The sequence below is a fragment of the Pleomorphomonas sp. JP5 genome (genome assembly GCF_023721815.1).
GTDB lineage: Bacteria > Pseudomonadota > Alphaproteobacteria > Rhizobiales > Pleomorphomonadaceae > Pleomorphomonas.
This window is the reverse complement of the sequence record NZ_JAMDLI010000001.1, coordinates 18801-37400: the sequence shown is the minus strand read 5'-3', so window position 1 is coordinate 37400 and position 18600 is coordinate 18801. Positions and strand designations below refer to the sequence as shown.

Below are 18600 nucleotides of genomic sequence, written 5' to 3'. Positions count from 1 at the left end.
TCGCAAGACCGATGCATTGAAGTCGCAGACCGCATTCCCATATGCGGCTCATTGTTCTTCAGGGAGCCCCCAATGTCCAACCGGACCTACGACGCCGCCGATTACATCATTGACGAAGGCCGCCCCGGCCCCAGAGCCGTCAGTGGCATCCGTACGCGCCGTGTCATCGCCTTCCTGATCGACGCCGTCATCATCGCCCTGCTTACCTTCGCCATCGGCGTGGTGGTGTTCTTCCTCGGCATCTTCACTCTCGGCCTCGGCTGGCTGCTTTATCCGATCCTCTGGCCGGCGGTGGCGCTGGTCTATTGCGCCTTCTCCCTCGGTGGCCCCTACTCGGCAACCGTGGGCATGCGGACCCAGGGTATCGAAGCGCGGTTCATGGACGGAAGCCGTCTCAACCCCGGCATCGCCGCAATCCACGCCGTGTTGTTCTACTTCTCCGTGTCGGTCCTGACACCCCTGGTCCTTTTGGTGTCGCTATTCACCGAGAACAAGCGTCTGCTGCACGACATCGTGCTCGGTGTCGTCTTCGTCAATCGGTGATGACTGACCAGACTGCGCCGCGTCGTTGAGACGACGGCCCTTCACTCTGGAAATCCGCGCCATGGGCATCGGTGCAAGCCCTCGTATCTTGCCGCCGACTTCGGCTGGGCTAGGTCAAATCGCTTCCGTTGATCTTGGTATCTCGCCAGAGCCGGCGAAAGATGCCAAGATCGGCGACAGCAGACCGACGCAAGAACCCATGACGCAACACCCGACCGACGCGCCTCAATTCTTTCTGACCGCGCCGTCCGCCTGTCCCTATCTGCCGGGCAAGACGGAACGGAAGGTGTTTACGCACATGGTCGGCGAGCGCGCGGCCGCGATGAACTCCATCCTGAGCCACGGCGGCTTCCGGCGCAGCCAGAACATCGCCTATCGACCGGCCTGCGAGGAATGCCGCTCCTGCGTGTCGGTGCGCGTGCGCGTGGACGACTTCCGGCCCGACAAGAGCCAACGGCGCAACTACGCGCGCAACAGCCATTTGGTCGGTGCGGAACTGCCGCCGGCTGCGACGGGCGAGCAATACTCCCTCTTCCGCTCCTACCTCGACGCACGCCACGCCGATGGCGGCATGGTGGACATGACGGTGGGCGACTATGCCGCCATGGTGGAAGAGACGCACGTGTCGACCATGATGATCGAGTACCGTCGACGCGGCATCAACACCTTCCTGAGCGGCATGGGCGATGGGCCGCTGATCGGCGCCGCGCTGACCGATGTGCTGATTGACGGCCTGTCCATGGTCTATTCCTTCTACGAGCCCGACATGCAAAGCGACGGGCTCGGCACATTCATGATTCTCGATCACATTGAACGAACGCGGCGGCGAGGCCTGCCCTATCTCTACCTTGGCTATTGGGTGCAAGGCTCGCGCAAGATGGACTACAAGCGCCGCTTCAAGCCTCTTGAGTACCTGACCTCCAGCGGTTGGGCGGTCTTGCCCGATGAGCCGGCAGAGACAGAGTTCGCGTAAAGAGCCCCACAAGCAAGCTTGGAGCAAGGACCGACGCATCGGGGCGTTGTCGGCTAGGCTTTCGCCTTATGTCCGCCTTGCCTGAAATGCCTGCTTCTCAGGGCGGTTACACAGTTTGGCCGCCGAGCTCCGGATGACAGCCCCATGGAGACGCCCAGTGACCGATAGTATTCTCGACGCCATCGGCAACACGCCGCTCATTCGTCTTCGCCGCGCCTCCGAAATGACGGGCTGCGAGATTCTTGGCAAGGCGGAGTTCATGAATCCGGGCCAGTCGGTGAAAGACCGAGCTGCCCTCTACATCATTCGCGACGCCTTGAAGTCCGGGCGCCTGCAACCGGGCGGCACCGTCGTGGAAGGTACGGCGGGCAATACCGGTATTGGCCTGGCGTTGGTCGGCAGCGCGCTGGGCCTCAAGACGGTGATCGTCATTCCCGAGACGCAATCGCAAGAGAAGAAGGATTATCTTCGTATGGTGGGGGCCGAGCTGGTCGAGGTTCCAGCCGTCCCCTACCGCAATCCCAACAATTACGTGAAGCTTTCCGGCCGCCTCGCCGAGCAGCTCGCCAAGACCGAACCGCACGGCGCGATATGGGCCAATCAGTTTGACAATGTCGCCAACCGGCAGGCTCACATCGAGACCACGGCACGCGAGATCCTTGAGCAAACCGACGGCAAGGTGGACGGATTCATCTGCGCGGTGGGCTCGGGCGGCACTCTGGCAGGCGTGGGGATCGGCCTCAAGGAGCGCAAACCCGACGTGAAGATCGGCCTCGCCGATCCGTATGGCGCCGCCCTGCATTCCTGGTACACAAGCGGCGAGCTCAAGGCCGAGGGGGCTTCAATCACCGAGGGAATCGGCCAGGGCCGGATCACCGCCAATCTCGAAGGCGCCCCCGTCGATTTTTCATATCGAGTCTCGGACGAGACGGCGCTGGCCATTCTGTTCGATCTCGTTGAGCACGAAGGACTCTGCCTTGGCGGCTCATCGGGCGTCAACGTCGCGGGAGCCATCGCTCTTGCCCGAGAGCTCGGTCCGGGACACATCATCGTCACCATGCTTTGCGACGGTGGCGCTCGTTACGCATCGAAGCTATACAACCCTGCGTTTTTGAGGAGCAAGCAACTGCCGGTGCCAAAGTGGCTCGACGCTCCAAGGAAGTTCAGGCCACCGTTTGAGGCGGCGTGACGGAGGAAAAATGATGACCGAGGCACTCTACCTCGAAAACCCCTATCTTGAGCTCGCCGAGGCGACGGTGACCGCCGTCGGCACGGATGGAGGCCTCTACGTCGACCGCGCGATCTTCTACCCGCAGGGCGGCGGCCAGCCGGGCGACCGTGGATCGATCGAATGGGGTACCGGGTTCAGAACAAACATCAAAAACTCCGTATATAACACTGATCGATCATCGATTATCCTTGTTCCGGAGGCTGACCAGGAATTACCGCAACTCGGGCAGACGATCATTCAGCGCCTTGATTGGGCACGCCGCCACGCCCTGATGAGGATGCATACGGCGATGCATCTTCTTTCGGTGGTACTCCCCTATCCCGTCACCGGAGGCCAAGTGGGCGCGGAGGAAGGCCGGCTCGATTTTGACCTTCCCGAAGGGGAAACGGTCGACAAGACCTCGGCCACCGACGCCCTCAACGCGCTGATCCGCGCCGACCACGCCGTTACAACCGAGTGGATAACCGACGCGGAGCTGGCCAAGAATCCAGCCCTCGTCAAGACGATGAAGGTCAAGCCGCCGACGGGTGCCGGCCGGGTGCGCCTCGTCCGCATTGGAACCGACATCGACCTTCAGCCCTGCGGCGGAACCCATGTCAAGTCGACGGGCGAGATCGGCGAGATGCAGATCGCCAAGATCGAGAACAAAGGCCGGATCAACCGCCGCGTCCGTTTGCGGTTCAGCCCAACGGCCAACAACGCCTAGTTCGCCACCATCAACGAGGAGCCGCGTCATGCCCGTACATCCGGACCCGCACTTTGTCACTGCCGACTGGCTCTCTCGTCATCTCGACGACCCCAGCGTGGCCATTGTCGACGGTTCCTGGCACATGCCGGCAACGGCTCGCAGTGGCTGGGCCGAGTACCTCGCCGGGCACATTCCGCGCGCCGTGTTCTTCGATGTCGATGCCATCGCAGACACAGCGTCGTCCTTGCCGCACATGCTGCCGTCGCCGGAAGCTTTTGCGGCGACCATGGGCGCCCTTGGCATCAGCGACAAGCAGACGATCGTCATTTACGACAGCTACGGCCTGCGCTCGGCCGCGCGCGTTTGGTGGACATTTCGCGTGATGGGGGCCCGGGACGTCGTGATACTCGATGGTGGCCTGCCTGCGTGGACCTCCGGACACCTTCCGCTGGAGGAAGGCGAGCCGGCGAGCATAGAGCCCAAGACGTTCAACCCGTCCTTCAATCCGTCCTTGGTGCGAGACTTCGAAGACGTCAAGGCGGCGCTCGGCAGTCCGATACAGATTCTGGATGCGCGCTCCGCCGGTCGCTTCCAAGGCCAGGAGGCAGAGCCCCGTGCCGGTCTTCGTTCCGGACACATGCCGGGCGCAATCAACCTCCCATTTGGCGACGTCATCGATGGCGAGCGCATGAAATCCGCATCCGACCTGCGGGCGGTTTTCGCTTCACGTGGCATCGACACCGGGAAACCCATCATCACCAGTTGCGGCTCGGGAGTTACGGCGGCCATTCTGGCACTTGCACTGGATGTCGTCGGGGCCCCTGATGTCGCCGTTTACGACGGCTCCTGGACCGAGTGGGGCGGCCGCTCAGACGCCTCGGTGGTTACCGACTGACGCGAACTGCCCTTTGACAGCGCGCGGATGAGGCTCTCGGCCGCATCCGCCGACTGCGCCGTGACGAGGCCGAAGGAGATGACGAACTTGGCAGCGTCCTCGACCGTCATGTCGAGAATGACGACGTCCTCACGCGGAATGAAGACGAGATAGCCGCCGGTCGGGTTGGGGGTTGTCGGTACGTAGACGGTCAGCATGTCATGGCCGCCCTCCAGCCGATCCGCCACCTCGCCACGCGTTGCACCGGCGACGAAGCCTATCGTCCACATGCCGGCGTTGGGAAAACGCACCAGCGCCGCCTGCTTGAAGGCATTGCCCTTGTCGGCCAGCACCGACGAGAAGATCTGCTTCAGCCCTTTGTAGAGATTGCGCACCAGCGGCATGCGCTCGACCAACTCTTCGGAAAAGGAGAAGATCGACGCGCCGACGATGTTGGCCGTCAGGAAACCGATGAGCGTGATGACGATGATGGCGACCACCAGGCCATAGCCCGGAACACGGAAGGGCAGATACGTGTCGGGATTGTAGGCGAGCGGCAAATAGGGCTTCACCCAGCTGTCGATCCACGACACCATCGACCAGGTGATATAAATGGTGATGCCGGCCGGCCCAGCCACCAGCAACCCGGTCAGGAAATAGTTCCTAAGTCTCGTCACGCCGAGTGTCCTTCCGATTCATCGTCCAGTCACCACTTCATATTGCCCATGCGTCGGGAACAAGTGAAGTTTTGCGTCCACGGAGCATGCCTTGCCGCGCCGCCAATGACGTTATCGTGAAACACTCGTGGGTAAGCACGACAACAGACGTCGGCAGCGACTCATTGTCCTTGAGTGAATCGGCTTCCTAATCCTTTATGGAAGAGACTGGCCGAAATGCGGCCTTTCGGCGTTTGGGGTATTCTCGTGAACGGCGAGCGTGACGACAGATATGGCGGCGGAAACGGGGTTCCCGGTTCCGGCTCCTTTGCGTTGTCGGTGTGGTTCGCCATCGCGGCGTTGGCGGTGGTGTTTGCCGTTGTTGCCCTTGTCTATGGCAATCCGGCGCGCGAAGCGTCTATCCCGCCATCACGTCCCGTCGCCTCCGGAGGTGGAGCAACCCTTTTGCGCGGCACCCCTGCGTCGGAGCCAAGTTCGGTTGCAACTACATCGAGCGGGCGCAGCGACATGGTTGGCGCTCAGACCCAAGATGCCGACGTTGCCACCGAGCTTGCGAAGGTGCGGATCGAGAACGCAGCGCTTCGGCAGACCACCGAGCTTTTGCGCGGCCAGATCGATGCCCTGTCGGAACGACTCGGCAAGATCGAAGGACGGTTCTCGGAAATGACCGGCAGCATCGGCGCCCCCTCGGCGCCCATGCTCGGTACGACAAACGGCCTGCCATCATCGACGCGAAACTTCGACGACCTTGTGCCGCCCGACAGCAGTTCTCAGCGCGAAGCGGCCTACACCCAGTTTGGCATGGAGCTCGGCGCCTATAGCGACCTCACCACGCTCAAGACCGCATGGTCGGATCTGGTGAGGCAATATCCTGCATTGTTTGAAGGATTGGATGGCCTGGCCACCATCCGCGACCGTGGCGGTCGGACCGAACTGCTGCTGATCGCCGGTCCGTTCCGCAACGCCGCCGAGGCGGCGGAGCGGTGTGGCAAAGCCGAATCGTCTGGCTTGAAGTGCCTGCCGGCGTTTTACCTGGGGCAGCAGCTCTCCATGCATTAAGGCCGGTCTGGTGACCGATCTCGCGTGTTCTCAGGGAAGCTTGGCCGGGCAAGCAGTCGCCGGATCGACGGAATAGGGATCACAGATCGGCGCTTCAACAGGCTGGAACGCGGATTCGGTTTCCTGAATGAGCGCCTGCGCCTCTTCGTTCTGTTGCTGGCGCGCAACCGAAAGAGCCATCACGGTGGATGTGTTGTCGGAGGGCATCCGATAACCACGGCTTTGGGCCTCGAGAGCCGCAGCTAACGCCGCCTGCTGGTCTGCATCGCGAACGAGAGGCTTCTCTGCCTTGGGCTCGCTGGAGGCCACCGAGAGAAAATCGGACGGTCCGCTCGCACATCCCCCTAGGGTGAGCACGGCAAGGACGGCGGTCACGGTCGCGAGGGGCCATGAAGAACGGGACGTCGGGAAGCGCATGAAGCCTCGATAATCGTTATTGTCTGGATCATACACTAGCCGCAAAGTCATTGCGATTTCCTTTTTGGTGCTCCGTAAAAGGTGATCGTCACGTGAAGGTCAACGTTACCATCGGGGCCGCTCAGTTCCGGCGATTTCTCAGTCATCCATCTTGACGGAACAGCAAAAGCTCTCCATGCATCTCGGCCTCAAAAGCTCAGGAATTCGCCGCAAATGACCACCGACACCCGCTCCGACATCGCTCCGAAGATCTCCTTCGTCAGCCTCGGCTGCCCGAAGGCACTGGTCGACAGCGAACGGATCGTGACGCACCTGAGATCGGAGGGCTACGAAATTGCCCGCCGTCACGACGGGGCCGACGTCGTCATCGTCAACACCTGCGGCTTCCTCGACAGCGCCAAGGCCGAAAGCCTCGACGCCATCGGCAAGGCGATGTCCGAAAATGGCAAGGTCATCGTCACCGGTTGCATGGGGGCTGAGCCCGAGCAGATCCGCGAGGCCTTCCCCGGCGTTCTCGCCATCACCGGCCCCCAGGCCTATGAAAGCGTGATGAGCGCCGTCCACGAGGCCATTCCACCGGCACACGACCCCTTCCTCGATCTGGTGCCGCCGCAGGGCGTCAAGCTCACGCCGCGCCACTACGCCTACCTGAAGATCTCCGAGGGCTGCCACAACCGCTGCAGCTTCTGCATCATCCCGAAGCTGCGCGGCGACCTCGTGTCGCGGCCGATCGTCGACGTGCTGAAGGAAGCGGAGAAGCTGGCCAACGCCGGCGTCAAGGAGCTGCTGGTCATATCGCAGGACACCTCAGCTTACGGCGTCGACATCAAGTACCAGTCCGGCATCTGGAAGGATCGGGAGATTCGTGCGCGCTTCTACGATCTGGCCGATGCACTCTCCGAGTTCGGCATCTGGGTGCGCTTGCACTATGTCTATCCCTACCCGCATGTCGACGAGGTCATCTCGCTGATGGCCGACGGCAAGGTGCTGCCCTATCTCGACATTCCTTTCCAGCACGCCTCGCCTAAGGTGCTTCGCGCCATGCGCCGGCCGGCACACCAGGAGAAGACGGCCGAGCGCATCGCCAAGTGGCGCGAGATCTGCCCGGACCTTGCCATCCGCTCCACCTTCATCGTCGGCTTCCCCGGCGAGACGGAGGAAGATTTCGAGATGCTGCTCAACTGGCTGTCGGAGGTGAAGCTGGAGCGGGTCGGCTGCTTCAAATACGAACCCGTTCAAGGCGCGGCCGCCAACGACCTCGGCTTGCCATTGGTGCCGCCGGAGGAGCAGGAACGCCGTTGGCACCGCTTCATGGCCCATCAGCAGGGCATTTCGGCCAAGCTGTTGCAGCGTCGTGTCGGCAAGCGCATCCCCGTCATCATCGACGAGGCGAACGGCACTGTCGCCAAGGGGCGCTCAAAGTGGGACGCGCCGGAGATCGACGGCTCCGTTCACCTGACCAGTCGCCGCCCGATGCGCGTCGGCGACATCGTCACGGCCAAGATCGAGCGCGCCGACGCCTATGATCTCTGGGGAACGGTGGGCTGATCGCCCTCCTCACGACGTGAGGAGGTCTTTCAGCGTCAGGGCAATCACCTCGGTAGCCGCCTTGAGATCCGAAAGCTGGACGTGCTCGTCGGCAGCGTGGGCGTTCGCCTCCAGAATGGAGCGCGGACCGGCGCCGTAGAGAACGGTCGGAATGCCGGCCGCCGAATAGTGACGGGCGTCGGTGTAGAGCGGCACGCCGGTCGGTTCGACGGGAACGCCGAGCACTTGCTCGGCATGCGCCGAAATGGAAGCCACGAGCCGATCGGCGCCGGGCAGCTCGCGCAAGGGTTCGGCCAGCATGATGCGCCTGCACTCAACCTCAAGGCCATCGATCTTGGGCGCCGCCGCCTCGATCAGCGAGACAAGATTCTTCTCGACCTCGGTTCCGATCTCCTCCGGAATGAGGCGCCGATCGATACGCAGCGCCACGCGATCGGGAACGACGTTGGTGTTGATACCACCCGAGATCAAGCCGACGGTCAGCTTGGGCGAGCCAATGCCCTTCTGCGCCGACACGGTGGCGCCAAGGCGATGCCGCTCATCATAAAGCGCCTGCAGGATCGGAACGGCGTGTTCCAGTGCATCGACGCCGGTCTCCGGCATGGCCGCGTGAGCCTGCCGCCCACGGATGATGACCTCCATGTGCAGCACGCCGTTATGGGCGGTGGTGATGGCATAGGAAAAACCGGCGGAGATCGCGTAATCGGGCTTCGACAGGCCCTGCTCGATCAGGAATGCCGGGCCGACGAAGCCACCGGCCTCCTCGTCGAAGGTGAGGTGCAGTTCCACCGTACCGTCGAGGGACAGACCGGACGCGATCAGTGCCTTCAACGCGAAGGCGTAGGTTGCGAAATCCGACTTTGACACGGCGGCCCCGCGACCATAGATCGCACCGCCCTTTTCTTCCGCCCCATACGGCTGCATCGTCCATCCCGAGCCCGGGGGCACCACGTCACCGTGGGCATTGAGGGCGATAACCGGCCCCTTCCCCTCTCCGAAGACATGGCGGACAATCAGATTTGTCACCGAGCGCATGCCGTTCTGGCGAACGAAGGGTTCTGGCACCGGATGGCGCTCGACCCGAAAGCCGAGGGCTTCGAGCCGCTCGGCTGCCGTCTCGGCGATCGGCGCGCAGTCGCCGGGCGGATTGTCGCTCGGCACTCTCACCAGCGCTTTCAGGAAGTCGACCTCGGCAGTGAAGGCGGCTTCGATGATGGCTTTCATTTCCGATCCCCTGAAGATGCGGCGTCTGTCCCCAGCCGCTCGATGGCCTTGATCAAGGCTTCCACGGCGAGCCCCATGTCGTCAACGGCGGCATGTTCGGCCGGGTTGTGACTTATACCACCACGGCAGCGCACGAACAGCATGCCGACGTCCGTGAGGTGATGCATGGCGTGGCCGTCATGGCCTGCGCCGGAGGCGAGCCGCCGGTCCGGGAGCCCGAGAGCGCCCGCGGCGGAGGCGAAGGCTTCCTGGAGATGGAAGGCACAGGGCGTCGTCGGGCTCTCGTAGAACTTGTCGATGGCGACGGAAACGCCGCGACGGCTGGCGATGGCCCGAAAGCGCGCATCAAGATCGGCAATGGCGGACAGGCGTGGTCCATCGGCATCGGCACGAATGTCGAGGGTGAAGACCACCTCGGCCGGGATCACATTGACGGCACCAGGCTTCGCAGCCAAGCGTCCGACGGTTGCGACCATCTGATGGGCCTGACCGGCACGGGCAACGTCCTCGATGGCCAGCATCATCTCCGCACTGGCAGCGAGCGCATCGCGTCGCAGGAGCATCGGCACGGTACCGGCGTGCCCCGCCTCGCCCGAGACGGTCACCGAAAAACGAGACTGGCCGGCGATGGACGTCACGACGCCGATCGGCAGCCCCTCGGCTTCCAGCACCGGCCCCTGCTCGATGTGCACCTCGAGGTAGGCGAGCACTTCCTCGCGGGAGTAAGCGGCAGTGGGAGTCGCTTTGGGATCGCCGCCGAAAGCCAGAAGAGCGTCACGCAAGGCGACGCCATCCACATCCCGCGCGTCAAGATCGGACGGCACCAGACAGCCGGCCACCGCCGAGCTGGAAACGAGCGTCGTCGGAAACCGGACGCCCTCCTCGTCACCGAAGGCCAGCACATCGATGCCGAACGGCAGTTCGATGCCCCGCGCCCTGATCTCCTCGGCTACGAGGATACCGGCGACCACGCCCAGCATGCCATCGTATCGGCCAGCGTTCACCACCGTGTCGATGTGCGAGCCGATCAGCAGGCGTCGGTTGCCTGCCCTTCCCGGCGCAGACGGCTTCAGACGGCCGCGCACCGTACCAAGCGCATCAAGCCCCACGTCGAGACCGGCGGTCCGCATCCATCCGGCGACGCGATCGGCCGCAGCGCGATGCGCGGGCGAGAGATAGAGGCGGGTCAGGTTGGCCGCGTCGTCGCTAAAGGCGGCGAGCTCGGCGAGCATCGCCTCGGCGCGAACGCCGAGCTCAGTCGGTGTCCTCACGATGCAACCCGGTCTTCGATCCGGAACCGAAAGATGCGAACGATCTCGTCGAGCGCACGTTCGAATTCCGTTTCCGGGCTGTTACCGAGCCGCTCCTCGAAGGACGCGAGAATGTCAGCCTTGGTCGCCCCGCGCACCGCCAGAATGAAGGGAAAGCCGAAACGCTCCCTGTAGGTCTTGTTCAGCGCCTCGAAGCGATCGAACTCCTGCGGCGACAACGCATCGAGCCCGGCACCGGCCTGTTCGCGACGGGAATCGTCGGCAATGGACTTGGCCTTGGTGGCGAGATCGGGATGAGCGCTGATCAGCGCGAGCTTGGCGGCGCGGCCGGCAGCGCGCAACACTTGTTCGAAGGCGGCGACAATGGCATCGCGATCCTGGAAAGGACGCATTTCCTCGGCGGCCTCGGCCACCCAGGGAGAATGCTCGGCAACATCGCCGAAGGTGGCCATGAAGGCCTTTGCACCCAGGCCGTTCACGTCCTGGACAGTCGTCGTAAGGGTCATCGCGGTCCCCGTTCGAGCTTACAAATCATTAACCGCAAGAGGTTGGCAAAATCACAGAGGTTCCGCAATAGGCCTCCGGATAGGCCTTACGGGTAGACGAATGTCATAAATCGATGTCCGGCCGTCGATGCGGGCAAGATGCAGCAGGCGGTCTTTGCCAAACGATCGGCCGGAGACGATGCGGAAGGCAGTGGGGTCGGACAGCTCGGTCAAAGGAAGCTCGGGAACCTCGCCACCGGTCGTTTCCTCGGATGCGATCACCGTCGCCTCATCGACCATCCCCGCTTCGATCAGGGACCGCGACAGGCGAGCTCCGCCCTCGGCGAGCACGGAGCCTATGCCGAGGCCGCCCATCTGGAACAGCACGTCGGCCAGATCGAGACGACCGGAAGCCTCCCGCTCGGCGGTCAGCACCAGAACGCCGCGCTGAAGCAGAGCCTTTACCCGCTCCTCGGGGGCGTCGGGTGCGACGAAGATCCAGGTCGGCGATGTACGAGCCAGCATCACGACATTGGAGTTCACCGGCGTGCGGGCCTCTGCGTCCACGATCACGCGCACCGGAGAGCGCGCTTCGCAACCCGGCAGACGTGCCGTGAGACGAGGATCGTCCGCAACGATGGTGCCGCTGCCGACCATGACGGCGTCGTGCAGAAGGCGCAGTCCGAAGCCATGGGCGCGGGCGGCGGCCGATGCGATCGGCCGCGTACCCTCGCCCGTGCATTCGACGCAGCCGTCGGCGCTGAGCATGAGCCTGAGGTGAACGTGCGGCCGGTCGAGGCGCGAGCGGGCAATGTGCCCGGCGTGAAGCAACGCCGCTTCCCCGGCATGCACGCCACTCGTCACCCTGATTCCATTCCGCTCCAGAATGGCCAGACTGCGGCCGGAATAGCGAGGATCAGGATCCTCGATGCCGACCACCACATGGGCGACCCCGGCGTTGACCAGCGCGGTGACGCAGGATGGAGCGGGGCCACCGTTGAGGCAGGGCTCCAGCGTCACGTAAAGCGTGGCGCCACGGGCTCTGGCACCCGCCGCAGCCAACACCAGCGTCTCCGCATGCGGCCGCCCACCAGGCGGCGAGACGGCGCGGGCGATCACTTCGAAGCCGTCGGGCGCCTTGCGCACCAGAATGGCGCCGACAGAGGGATGAGGCCGGGAGACGCCTGCGTTCCGCCAACCAAGAGCAATGGCGGCAGCCATGAAGCGTCGATCCAGTTCGGTCGGTTGCCCTCGGGCCACCGTCATCGCCGCCCTCACTCGCTGTCGGCGTTGAGCTCGCCGAGCACGCTCTCGAAATCCTTGGCCTCGCGGAAGTCGCGATAGACGGACGCGAAGCGAACATAGGCGACATCGTCCAGCGTCTTCAGGCCTTCCATGACCAGCCGGCCGATCAAGCCGGCATCGATTTCGCTTTCGCCCATGCTCTCGAGCTGGCGAACGATGCCGTTGACCATACGCTCGACCCGCTCGCCTTCCACCGGGCGCTTGCGAAGCGCGATCTGAACGGACCGCATCAACTTGTCCCGATCGAAGGGGACGCGACGGCCGGACCGTTTGATGACGGTCAGCTCGCGAAGCTGGACGCGCTCGAAAGTGGTGAAACGACCGCCGCAGGCAATGCAGACGCGGCGTCGGCGGATGGCGGTGCCGTCCTCGGTTGGGCGGCTGTCCTTCACCTGGCTGTCTTCGTTGCCGCAATAAGGACACCGCATGGGGCTCACTCTCCGTCGAATCTGATAAAGCGGCACTATATCGATGCGGGGTGGACGATGCCACAGAGCCGAAGGACACGAGCGCCAGAGATCGAGACCGAACGGCTGATTTTGAGGGGTCATCGCCGCGAAGACTTTCCCGCCCTCTCGGCCATGTGGGCCGATCCGGAGGTGACCCGCTTCATTTCCGACCGACCGGCGACCGAGCATGAGAGTTGGATGCGCTATCTGCGTTATGCTGGCCACTGGATCGTCATGGGCTATGGCTTCTGGGCGACCATACGCAAGGACACCGGCGCCTTTGTCGGCGAGATCGGTTTCTCCGATTTCAAACGCCCCATAGATTTGCCGGTAAGGGGTCTGCCGGAAGCGGGGTGGGCCTTCGTGCGGTCCGCCCATGGCCAGGGACTTGCTGGAGAGGCGTTGGCCGCCTGTCTTGCCTGGGCCGACAAGGTGGCGCGCTTCCCGCTCACCACCTGCATCATCGAGCCGCAGAACGCGCCGTCAATCCGGCTCGCGGAACGGGCGGGCTACACGCAGGCCGCCGTCATTGCCGGAACGGACGGAACCCCGGTCGGTCTCTATGAGCGCGCGCGCCCAAGAAACAGACAAGCCCCGGAATCCTGAGATTCCGGGGCGCAGCAGCTGTAGGCAGACGGATTCTATCAGCCGAAAAGCTTGGCCGCGATCTTGGCGACGTGGGCGCCCTGATAGCGCGCCGCCTCCAGCTCGATCTCGGACGGCTGGCGCGAACCGTCACCGTCGGTGATCGTGGAGGCACCGTAGGGCGATCCGCCCTTGACGGCCTCGACGCCCATCTGCCCCTGGAAGGCATAGGGAAGGCCGACGTAGGCCATGCCATGGTGCAGGAAGGTCGGAATCAGGCCGAGAATGGTCGATTCCTGACCGCCATGCTGAGTGGCCGAAGAGGTGAAGGCCGAGGCAACCTTACCGACCAGCTTGCCCTGGGCCCACAACCCGCCCGTCTGGTCGAGGAAATTGCGCATCTGCGAGGCGACGGTGCCGTAGCGGGTGCCCGCACCGACGATGATGGCGTCGTAATCGGCCAGTTCGTCCGGCTTGGCGATGGGAGCCGCCTGGTCGACCTTGTAGTAGGAGGCCTTGGCGACATCCTCGGGGACCAGCTCCGGCACGCGCTTCACATCGACCGTGGCGCCAGTCGAGCGAGCCCCCTCGGCAACGGCGTTGGCCATCGTCTCGATGTGTCCGTAAGCAGAATAGTAGAGCACAAGCACCTTGGCCATATTGAACAATCCTCAATGAAAGCCGGCCCTGCCGGCGAAAGCGGTGCCTTGAACTTAATCCTCCAACGGGTTACGCAAAGTCACGTAATGGGCGACACATCTTCCACTCAGGGTGAACGATCAACCCCTTTCGGCGGTTCATTTACGTGTCCACATTGATCGAAATCGTTGTCTGCGCCTCACGTCGGCGCTTTTCCTCAACCCCGGGAACAGACCATGGAATTCGGCATCGACAGCTTCGTTTCGACCACCTGGACTCCCGCCAGCAAGACCGGCGACGCCGAGCGCATGGCGCGTCTTCTCGAAGAGATTGAAACGGCGGAGGCCGCCGGGCTCGACGTCTTCGCCATCGGCGAGCATCATCGCGAGGAGTATCTCGCCTCGGCCCCGGCGGTCATTCTGGCCGCCGCCGCCGCGCGAACGAAAACCATCCGCCTCGCAAGCGCCGTCACAGTGCTGAGTTCCGACGATCCGGTGCGGGTGTTCCAGCAGTTCGCCACGCTGGACCTGATATCCAACGGCCGGGCCGAAATCATCGTCGGGCGTGGTTCGTTCATCGAGTCCTACCCGCTGTTCGGCTTCGATCTCAGAAATTACGATGAACTGTTCAGCGAGAAGCTCGATCTGCTGCTGACCATCCGCGACAACGTCAACGTGACCTGGTCGGGCGAGCATCGGGCGGCACTGAACGGTCAGGGCGTCTACCCCCGGCCGGTGCAGAAGCAGTTGCCGGTTCGCATCGGAGTCGGCGGAACACCGGCTTCCTTCGCTCGCGCCGGCCTCCTGGGGCTACCGCTGGTCGTCGCCATCATCGGCGGCGAGCCGCACCGGTTCCGCCCCCTGATCGATCTCTACCGCAGGGCGGGCGCCGAGGCCGGTCACCCACCCGAGACGCTCAGCGTCGGCGTTCACGCGGTGGGCTTTCTCGCCGACACATCCGAAGAAGCCGCCGATATCTATTGGCCGGGCTATGAGCGGACCTTTTCGAAGATCGGGCGGGAACGTGGCTGGGGGCCGACCACGCGCGCCCAGTATGACGCGCTACGCGGGCCGACGGGTGCGCTGATGATCGGCAGCCCCGACGAGATCGTCGCCAAGATCCGCCACGTCAACGAGTCGCTCGGCGGCATCGACCGCATCACCTTGCTGCTGCAAGGTCAGGAGCTGCCGCACGCCGCAGCGCTGCATTCGATTGAACTGCTGGGGAACAAGGTGAAGCCGGCAGTGAACGGCGGCACCGCCTGACCTTCCTCCTTCAAGACGGTCCGTCACCATGATGGCGGACCGATCTTGGCAGTCGTTCAATTTTGAACGATGGCTTGCGAAAGCGGGCAATATGAATCGTTTTTCCGGGCGCCTATATGCTTCTCCGGCAATCACCGGAGGCGACCATGCAAGACATCCTGACGTTCATCATCGCCCGCGACGGTCTCCGCCGGCCAAGGCAGACGCATACCGCCGAAGCTGACCGGCAGTTCTACGACACCGCGGCCCCGCTTGCCGTCCAGATTCACGCTGCCCGCCGGCAGTTGGCGCGTTGGTGGCATCGTCTGCCCCGGCGCGATACCGCAGGCGACTGATCGACGCATCGAGTCCGCCCGGCGCGGCCGTTGGACCGATCGAAGGGCGGAACGAGGGCCGGCGGGACCAAGCCGCCGGCCTTTCCATTCATACGATGTTTTTTTCTCTGACCTGTCGCCCATCGCGGACACGCGTTGGCGATAGTTCCGAAAGATCGAGGCTGCGGTAGCCGCCATAGACGACGAGTTCGCCGAGCCCCCTGCCCACGGCCGGCGCCTGTTGCAATCCGTGGCCGGAAAAACCGTTGGCGAGCAGGAAGTTAGGCAGTTCCGGCATGGCGCCAAGCAGCACGTTGTCGTCGTGGGCGCACATGTCGTAATAACCTGCCCAGGCAGCGCCAGGCTTGATGCGTTCGAAGGCGGGCACGCGGGTCGCGATCGTCGGCCAGATGTGATCCTCGAACAGATTCCAGTCGACGTCGAAATCGTCCTCGACCTCGGGATCGTCCTCGGCCGACGGCGCCCAACCGCAGATGAAGCCATCACTGTCGCCACGTACATAGGTGCCATTGGGGTCGATCAGGAGCGGGCAACGCTCGATCCGATCTTCCGCCTTGAAGGTGAAGATCATCCTCTTCTTCACCTCAATGGGGATGTCGATGCCCGCCGTGGCAGCCAGCTTGCGGCCATCGGCGCCGGAGGCGTTGATCACCGTGCCGGCGGAGATCAACTCGCCGTCTTCGAGACGAACGCCGACCGCCTTGCCATTCGTAACTTCGACGGCGGCGGCGCGCGCCGGGCGGTACTCCACACCAAGCGATCGCGCCTTCCGACGAAAGGCCTGCATCATTCCATAGCCGTCAAACCACCCCTCGCCGCTCCGGCCGTAGCAACCGGCCGAGAGGTCGTCGACGCTGAGCCAGGGAAAGGCGGTGGAAAGCGTTTCCGGTTCCAGAAAAGCGATATCGGCGCCCAGCTCGACCTGCAGCTTGTGGTTTTCCGCCAGCGTGTCCCGCCCGGCGTCCGTGGCAAGAAACAGATAGCCATCCTCGTGAAATCCGATGTCCGGCCTGTCGCCGTCGACCTCAAGCAGGTCGCCTATGTTTCGAATGAACTCAAGTCCATAGAGGGAGATCTTGATGTTCACCGCTGTCGAAAACTGCTGGCGGATCGAGGCAGCCGACAAGGCGGATGCGCATTTGCGATAGGAAGGATCCTTTTCGAGGACCAGCACCTTGCCGGAGAAATCGGGGTTGGCGGCAAGATGATAGGCAGCCGACGACCCCGTAACGGCGCCGCCGACGATCACGACATCATATTGAGGCATTTGAGAACCTGAGATTGCCTTCGGGGGCTACGCCGCCCGGTGAGGCCATCAGAAATTCTGCTTATCGCGCTGTCAAGCGGACGACCGCCCAACCCTCCGGCAAGCGCTGCACAAACATTGCGCCAATGCCTTCAATGGCGGCTTTGCCTCGTTCAACGGGCGTTCCCGGGCGCACTTCGCCCGGGAACTCACGCGGGGCGACGTCAGTCGGCCGCCTTTTCCACGTACCGCGGGAAGATGCCGACCGGCGCCGGCAACTCGACCCCACCAGCGAGAGCAGCGCCCTCGCCCAGACTATCGAAGGCGCGTCGATCCGCCGGTACGGCCAGAAGATCGAGCAGCTTTTCCATCGACGTCGGCATCACCGGCTGGATCAGGATGGCGACATTGCGCAGCAGTTCCGCCGTCACCCACATGATGGTGGCAAAGCGCGCCTCGTCGGTCTTGCGGACCGTCCACGGCGCCTCGGCGTCGAAGTAGCGGTTGGCTTCGCCAAGCACGCCCCAGATGGCATTTAGCATCTGGTGGATCTGCTGCCCCGCTATGGCCTCGCGGCAAACCGGCAGCAGGCCATAGACGCTCGCAAGGATCGTCCGGTCGGCATCGGTCAACGGCCCCGGCGTCGGCAGAACGCCGCCGAGGTTCTTGGCGATCATCGACAGAGAGCGCTGCGCGAGATTGCCAAGGTTGTTGGCGAGATCGGAGTTCATCCGCCCGACGATCGCCTCATGGCTGTAGTTGCCATCTTGACCGAAGGAAACCTCACGCAGGAAGAAATAGCGTACCGGATCGAGGCCATAGGCATCGACCATCTCCTTCGGTCCAACGACGTTGCCGAGCGACTTCGACATCTTCTCGCCGCGGTTGAACAGGAAGCCGTGGGCGAAAACGCGCTTCGGCAGCGGCACGCCGGCGCTCATCAGGAAGGCCGGCCAGTAGACGGTGTGGAAGCGGACGATGTCCTTGCCGATGATGTGCAGCGCCGGCCAGTATTTCTGGAACAGCTCGCCTTCGACGTTCGGATAGCCGAGCGCCGTGATGTAGTTGGTCAGCGCGTCGACCCACACGTACATGACGTGCTTGTCGTTGCCCGGCACCGGAATGCCCCAATCGAAGGTGGTGCGCGAGATGGACAGATCCTTGAGACCACCCTTGACGAAGCTCATCACCTCGTTACGGCGCTCGTCGGGACCGATGAAGTCCGGCTGTTCCTCGTAGAGCTTCAGGAGCTTGTCCTGATAGGCGCTGAGACGGAAGAAATAGCTTTCCTCCTCCACCCATTCGACAGGCGTGCCTTGCGGACCGAAGCGGATTCCGTCGTCGGAGACGACAGTCTCTTCTTCGCCGTAATAGGCTTCGTCGCGCACCGAATACCAACCGGCATACTTGTTGAGATAGATGTCGCCGTTCTTCTCCATCGCCTTCCAGATCGCCTGGCAGGCAATGCGGTGGCGCTCCTCGCTTGTGCGGATGAAGTCGTCGTTGGACAGATTCAGGAGACGGGCCATCTCCTGGAAACGGGCCGAGTTGCGATCGGCGAGTTCTCGGGCGGTAATGCCCTCCTTGCGCGCCGTCTGCAGCATCTTGATGCCGTGTTCGTCGGTGCCCGTCAGGAAACGCACATCATGGCCGTCGAGCCGCATGAACCGCGCCATCACGTCGGTCGCCATCGCCTCATAGGCATGGCCGATGTGAGGAGCCCCATTGGGGTAGCTGATCGCGGTCGTGATGTAGAACGTCGGTTTCATGAGTTCGCTTCAGGGTT

The 18600-nt window shown here is 63.3% G+C and carries 20 protein-coding genes; 10 read left to right on the top strand and 10 right to left on the bottom strand.

The annotated features are described in order from the left end of the window. Positions 1-72 precede the first annotated feature (72 nt). From M4J40_RS00185 to sseA, 5 genes are all read left to right on the top strand, one after another. Positions 73-543 carry an RDD family protein gene (locus M4J40_RS00185; RefSeq protein ID WP_251751153.1) on the top strand — a complete coding sequence of 157 codons (471 nt, stop codon included), beginning with the start codon at positions 73-75 and terminating at the stop codon, positions 541-543. Positions 544-742: 199 nt separating this feature from the next. Beyond that, on the top strand, positions 743-1516 hold the full coding sequence (locus M4J40_RS00180) for an arginyltransferase (protein WP_251751152.1): 774 nt from the start codon (positions 743-745) through the stop codon (positions 1514-1516). A gap of 157 nt (positions 1517-1673) precedes the next feature. After that, on the top strand, positions 1674-2705 hold the full coding sequence (locus M4J40_RS00175) for a cysteine synthase A (RefSeq protein WP_251751151.1): 1032 nt from the start codon (positions 1674-1676) through the stop codon (positions 2703-2705). A 67-nt stretch (positions 2706-2772) separates the two neighbouring features. Continuing rightward, entirely contained in the window at positions 2773-3453 is a 681-nt protein-coding gene (locus M4J40_RS00170; protein ID WP_311134037.1) for an alanyl-tRNA editing protein, read from the top strand. Positions 3454-3481: 28 nt separating this feature from the next. Then, positions 3482-4330, top strand: coding sequence for a 3-mercaptopyruvate sulfurtransferase (gene sseA, locus M4J40_RS00165; RefSeq protein WP_251751150.1), 849 nt, complete (start codon positions 3482-3484; stop codon positions 4328-4330). On the opposite strand, the gene M4J40_RS00160 is transcribed toward sseA, so the two are convergent. After that, positions 4270-4986, bottom strand: coding sequence for a DUF502 domain-containing protein (locus tag M4J40_RS00160; protein ID WP_251751149.1), 717 nt, complete (start codon positions 4984-4986; stop codon positions 4270-4272). The two genes, sseA and M4J40_RS00160, sit on opposite strands and share 61 nt — an antisense overlap. Positions 4987-5202: 216 nt before the next feature. On the opposite strand from M4J40_RS00160, the gene M4J40_RS00155 reads away from it, so the two are divergent. Beyond that, the gene (locus tag M4J40_RS00155) at positions 5203-6045 is read left to right on the top strand and encodes a hypothetical protein (RefSeq protein WP_251751147.1); all 843 of its coding nucleotides are present in this window, start codon (positions 5203-5205) and stop codon (positions 6043-6045) included. Between the two features lie 30 nt (positions 6046-6075). Here the strand turns inward: M4J40_RS00155 and M4J40_RS00150 are convergent, their stop codons facing one another. Beyond that, positions 6076-6513 (bottom strand): hypothetical protein, encoded by a 438-nt coding sequence (locus tag M4J40_RS00150; protein ID WP_251751146.1) that lies wholly within the window; start codon positions 6511-6513, stop codon positions 6076-6078. 162 nt (positions 6514-6675) lie between these two features. On the opposite strand from M4J40_RS00150, the gene rimO reads away from it, so the two are divergent. Further along, positions 6676-8010 carry a 30S ribosomal protein S12 methylthiotransferase RimO gene (rimO, locus tag M4J40_RS00145; RefSeq protein WP_251751144.1) on the top strand — a complete coding sequence of 445 codons (1335 nt, stop codon included), beginning with the start codon at positions 6676-6678 and terminating at the stop codon, positions 8008-8010. Between the two features lie 9 nt (positions 8011-8019). Here the strand turns inward: rimO and M4J40_RS00140 are convergent, their stop codons facing one another. The 5 genes from M4J40_RS00140 to nrdR are packed head-to-tail and all read right to left on the bottom strand — an operon-like array spanning position 8020 to position 12723. Then, positions 8020-9234, bottom strand: coding sequence for an ArgE/DapE family deacylase (locus M4J40_RS00140; RefSeq protein ID WP_251751143.1), 1215 nt, complete (start codon positions 9232-9234; stop codon positions 8020-8022). Further along, a complete protein-coding gene (locus tag M4J40_RS00135; RefSeq protein ID WP_251751141.1) occupies positions 9231-10505 on the bottom strand; it encodes an allantoate amidohydrolase in 1275 nt (424 codons plus the stop codon). The genes M4J40_RS00140 and M4J40_RS00135 overlap by 4 nt, the downstream gene beginning before the upstream one ends. After that, positions 10502-11011, bottom strand: a complete 510-nt coding sequence (gene uraD, locus M4J40_RS00130) for a 2-oxo-4-hydroxy-4-carboxy-5-ureidoimidazoline decarboxylase (protein ID WP_251751140.1) — start codon at positions 11009-11011, stop codon at positions 10502-10504. The genes M4J40_RS00135 and uraD overlap by 4 nt, the downstream gene beginning before the upstream one ends. 51 nt (positions 11012-11062) lie before the next feature. Beyond that, entirely contained in the window at positions 11063-12211 is a 1149-nt protein-coding gene (gene ribD, locus M4J40_RS00125; protein WP_251751138.1) for a bifunctional diaminohydroxyphosphoribosylaminopyrimidine deaminase/5-amino-6-(5-phosphoribosylamino)uracil reductase RibD, read from the bottom strand. A 53-nt stretch (positions 12212-12264) separates the two neighbouring features. Then, on the bottom strand, positions 12265-12723 hold the full coding sequence (nrdR, locus tag M4J40_RS00120; RefSeq protein WP_251725797.1) for a transcriptional regulator NrdR: 459 nt from the start codon (positions 12721-12723) through the stop codon (positions 12265-12267). Positions 12724-12780: 57 nt separating this feature from the next. Here nrdR and M4J40_RS00115 point away from each other — a divergent pair, with 57 nt between their 5' ends. Beyond that, on the top strand, positions 12781-13350 hold the full coding sequence (locus M4J40_RS00115; protein ID WP_251751137.1) for a GNAT family N-acetyltransferase: 570 nt from the start codon (positions 12781-12783) through the stop codon (positions 13348-13350). A 38-nt stretch (positions 13351-13388) separates the two neighbouring features. Here M4J40_RS00115 and wrbA read toward each other — a convergent pair whose 3' ends face one another. Then, a complete protein-coding gene (gene wrbA / locus M4J40_RS00110; protein ID WP_251751136.1) occupies positions 13389-13988 on the bottom strand; it encodes an NAD(P)H:quinone oxidoreductase type IV in 600 nt (199 codons plus the stop codon). Positions 13989-14204: 216 nt separating this feature from the next. Here wrbA and M4J40_RS00105 point away from each other — a divergent pair, with 216 nt between their 5' ends. Beyond that, a complete protein-coding gene (locus M4J40_RS00105) occupies positions 14205-15233 on the top strand; it encodes an Atu2307/SP_0267 family LLM class monooxygenase (RefSeq protein ID WP_251751135.1) in 1029 nt (342 codons plus the stop codon). A gap of 146 nt (positions 15234-15379) precedes the next feature. Next, on the top strand, positions 15380-15568 hold the full coding sequence (locus M4J40_RS00100; protein ID WP_251751134.1) for a hypothetical protein: 189 nt from the start codon (positions 15380-15382) through the stop codon (positions 15566-15568). 88 nt (positions 15569-15656) lie between these two features. Here the strand turns inward: M4J40_RS00100 and M4J40_RS00095 are convergent, their stop codons facing one another. After that, on the bottom strand, positions 15657-16835 hold the full coding sequence (locus M4J40_RS00095) for an FAD-binding oxidoreductase (protein ID WP_251751133.1): 1179 nt from the start codon (positions 16833-16835) through the stop codon (positions 15657-15659). Between the two features lie 203 nt (positions 16836-17038). Further along, a complete protein-coding gene (metG, locus tag M4J40_RS00090) occupies positions 17039-18583 on the bottom strand; it encodes a methionine--tRNA ligase (protein WP_251751132.1) in 1545 nt (514 codons plus the stop codon). Positions 18584-18600 lie beyond the last annotated feature (17 nt).

Bases quoted from the DNA above. Each gene is read 5' to 3' on its own strand.
- M4J40_RS00185 (WP_251751153.1), top strand. From the start codon at position 73: ATGTCCAACCGGACCTACGACGCCGCCGATTACATCATTGACGAAGGC.
- M4J40_RS00180 (WP_251751152.1), top strand. From the start codon at position 743: ATGACGCAACACCCGACCGACGCGCCTCAATTCTTTCTGACCGCGCCG.
- sseA (WP_251751150.1), top strand. From the start codon at position 3,482: ATGCCCGTACATCCGGACCCGCACTTTGTCACTGCCGACTGGCTCTCT.
- M4J40_RS00155 (WP_251751147.1), top strand. From the start codon at position 5,203: ATGCGGCCTTTCGGCGTTTGGGGTATTCTCGTGAACGGCGAGCGTGAC.
- M4J40_RS00150 (WP_251751146.1), bottom strand. From the start codon at position 6,513: ATGACTTTGCGGCTAGTGTATGATCCAGACAATAACGATTATCGAGGC.
- rimO (WP_251751144.1), top strand. From the start codon at position 6,676: ATGACCACCGACACCCGCTCCGACATCGCTCCGAAGATCTCCTTCGTC.
- M4J40_RS00140 (WP_251751143.1), bottom strand. From the start codon at position 9,234: ATGAAAGCCATCATCGAAGCCGCCTTCACTGCCGAGGTCGACTTCCTG.
- uraD (WP_251751140.1), bottom strand. From the start codon at position 11,011: ATGACCCTTACGACGACTGTCCAGGACGTGAACGGCCTGGGTGCAAAG.
- ribD (WP_251751138.1), bottom strand. From the start codon at position 12,211: ATGGCTGCCGCCATTGCTCTTGGTTGGCGGAACGCAGGCGTCTCCCGG.
- nrdR (WP_251725797.1), bottom strand. From the start codon at position 12,723: ATGCGGTGTCCTTATTGCGGCAACGAAGACAGCCAGGTGAAGGACAGC.
- M4J40_RS00115 (WP_251751137.1), top strand. From the start codon at position 12,781: ATGCCACAGAGCCGAAGGACACGAGCGCCAGAGATCGAGACCGAACGG.
- wrbA (WP_251751136.1), bottom strand. From the start codon at position 13,988: ATGGCCAAGGTGCTTGTGCTCTACTATTCTGCTTACGGACACATCGAG.
- M4J40_RS00105 (WP_251751135.1), top strand. From the start codon at position 14,205: ATGGAATTCGGCATCGACAGCTTCGTTTCGACCACCTGGACTCCCGCC.
- M4J40_RS00100 (WP_251751134.1), top strand. From the start codon at position 15,380: ATGCAAGACATCCTGACGTTCATCATCGCCCGCGACGGTCTCCGCCGG.
- M4J40_RS00095 (WP_251751133.1), bottom strand. From the start codon at position 16,835: ATGCCTCAATATGATGTCGTGATCGTCGGCGGCGCCGTTACGGGGTCG.
- metG (WP_251751132.1), bottom strand. From the start codon at position 18,583: ATGAAACCGACGTTCTACATCACGACCGCGATCAGCTACCCCAATGGG.